The sequence below is a fragment of the Streptomyces sp. NPDC055078 genome (assembly GCF_053607985.1).
Genome location: NZ_JBSGUP010000880.1, coordinates 1 through 2,764 on the forward strand (window position 1 = coordinate 1; position 2,764 = coordinate 2,764).

A 2,764-nucleotide genomic window follows, 5' to 3' on the forward strand; every position below is an offset into this window, starting at 1 on the left:
CGGTGAGGGGCCGGGCGTCGCCCGCGATCCTGCTGCACACCAGACGCTGACGGGAGGTCCCGTCGGGTGCGCGCCGTACCTCCTTCAGCGCGATGCTGTGTCCGCTCCGGTCCTTGTAGAGTGGGGCATTGGTGAAGTCGACCGTGCCGGTGGCCATCCCGCCGAGCTTGACCGTTCTGAGGTTCACCCAGGTCGCGGCCCGGCTCTGCGGGGTGCCGCCCTGGGTGGCCGCCCAGTACAAGGCCCGTGTCGCGTCGTGCGCCAGCGCGGTCTGGCCACTGGCGAGCGCGGGTGTGTCGTACGACAGCGGCTTGCCGCCGAAGCCCGGCAGATACTGCGTGGCCTTCTCGTAGAAGCCGGTCGCCGCCGCCGGGCCCTTCAGCTCCACATGCGCGGCGTGATACAGCGTCACCTTGGGCGCCACCCCGTCACCGCCCCGGGCGAAGACGGCCTTGGACACATCGTCGCCGGTCAGTACGGAGATCTGCCGCCCCGCGCAGCCGGGTTCCATGCCGAGCTGGGCCATCAGGGTGCCGACGTCCTCGACCCGGCCCGCGAAGTAGATCACGGACGGCACCGCCCCGGGCCGGCAGATCTCCGCGGTGTGCGGACGCAGTTCGGGCTTGCCCGCGCGGCTGCGTGTGTAGCGCCGCTGCGACAGCAGGGCGAAGCCCTTCGACGCCAGCATCCGCTGCCCGTACTTCGCCTGTTCGTCCGTGTACAGATCCTCGGTCTCGCGGGTGTCCCGGGCGAGCACCAGCGCATGCTGCCTCTTGCCCGGCGTACGCAACTGCTGGGCGATCAGCCCGAGCTGCTCCAGCTGCCACTCGTCGGTGGCGGCGAGGCTGAACCAGTTGGCGAACATGCGCGGCAGATAGGTGGCGGAGTTCGTCCCGGAGACCACCGGCAGCCCCGCGTCCCGCAGCTTGCGGGTCGTCTCGGTGCTCGACCTGAGATCGCGTCCCAGGCCGACGACGCCGACCACGGTCGGGTCGTCGGCCGCGTACGCGGCGATGGCGTCCGCCATCTCCGTCTGGTGTGCCAGGTCCACGCCGCCATTGGCGATCAGCACCCGCAGCTGCACCGAGGAGGTCTCGTTGATGACGGCCTGCGCCAGATACAGCCCCGCCAGTTCCTGGACGCCCTGCACGGGCGAGAAGCCCCCGTCGGGGTCGGCGCTGAGCGGCCCCGCGTAGACCACGGTGACATATTTCCCCGCGTGCTTGCGCAGGACGATCTCGTTCTGCTCGCCGATCCGCCGCTCCAGATCGGACAGGGTCCAGGGGGTGTTCTCCCCGCCGGGCGCCTTCCCGTCGTCGGGCAGCCAGTCGGCGAACCGCACATCGCCCGTGGCGACTCCTATGCACTCCGTCCCCTCCTCCGGCGCGGGTTTGCGCACCGTGTGCCGGTTGGCGGTCAGCACCGACGCCGAGCAGTACTTGTCGTGCAGTGTCCCGGCGCGTACGCCGACCCCCGCGACGAGCAGCAGCAGCACCAGGACCAGGGCGGGCAGGGACCACACCAGCCGGGCCGCCGTCGGCCGCGTGGACGCCTTCACACAGGGCTGCTGCCCGTCCGCGAGCGGGGCGAGGCGGGCCACCGGCAGGGGCACCTTCAGCACCCAGGGCAACTCGGCCAGCTCCCGGCTCGGCGACTGTCCGGCCCGGAGATTCCGCGCCCACTCCTGGTACCAGATCCACAGGGTGCCGCCCGGCCGCTGGATCACACTGCGCTGGAGGCGTGGCACATCGGCGACCCGCAGCGCGGCGACGATGAGCAGCGGATCGAGTTCGCTGCGCCTGCTGCGGACATCGCTGACCGCCTTGATCAGCTCGATGCCACCGTTCTCCGCGCTCACCTGCGGCATGAAGAGCATGGGCGGCCTGGGCCGCTTGAAGCCGCGCAGATCCCAGCTCCAGCGGCGGTGATTGTCGCGCAGATCCTCGAACAGGGCGAGTACGTACAGCTGGAGCTGGAAGTCGTCGCCGTCCTGGAGTGCCTCCGCCACGTCGTACGCGCGGGCCGCGATGGCCTTCCAGGACTGGATCGGGCGCAGCACGGACACATCGGTCGGCCGGCCGCGCGACGCGGCCCGCAGGAACGTGGTCGTCATGAACCACCGGCTCTCCCTGCGCAGCCACAGGAAGATGGGGGCCCGGCCGGGCAGGACGTTGTCGAGCAGCAGCATCAGCAGCAGGAACCCGGCACCGGACGCCAGCGCCACGGACCAGTGGCTGCGCGCCAGGAGGGCGGCGAGCCCGGCGACCAGACCGGCCGGGAGGATGTGCGCCATGTCGAACAGCGGCATTCCGCGTCGCCAGCGCGGGGAGTCCTTCGGCCGCCAGCGCTGCCGGGCCAGTTGGTCGAGGAGCCGCTGAGCGGGCCGGGACGGACTGCCCTGGGCACCGGCCGCCGCCTGCGGCCAGTCGGGCCCGAGTTCGCTCACGGCGTCCTCGATCGCGCGCACCAGCCGCAGCCGGGGAAAGGTGTAGCGCCGGTAGAGCGCGTGCTGACCGTCCCAGCGCTTCGGATCGCCCAGGTCGCGCACCAGCCCCGCGGCCCGCCGCACCTCCGTCGGGCCTTCCTGTAACGCGGGCACCTCGGCACAGCGGCTGCCGTGGGTGTCCTGCCCGGTGTGCAGTTGCTCCACCAGTTCGACGACCCGGTCGTCGGCGGTGGCGTCCTCGGTGTGCAGGACGACGACGGGCATGGGCGGATCGGTGGTGCGGAAGTCCCGGATGAGGACCTCAAGTCGCTTCTGTAC

The 2,764-nt window shown here is 71.4% G+C and carries 1 protein-coding gene; it reads right to left on the bottom strand.

Annotated elements, in window-relative coordinates; all coding sequences use genetic code 11:
- Positions 1 to 2,764, bottom strand: a 2,764-nt coding sequence (locus ACWF94_RS38085; protein ID WP_453499473.1) for an ABC transporter substrate-binding protein, incomplete at both ends; no start/stop codon positions are given.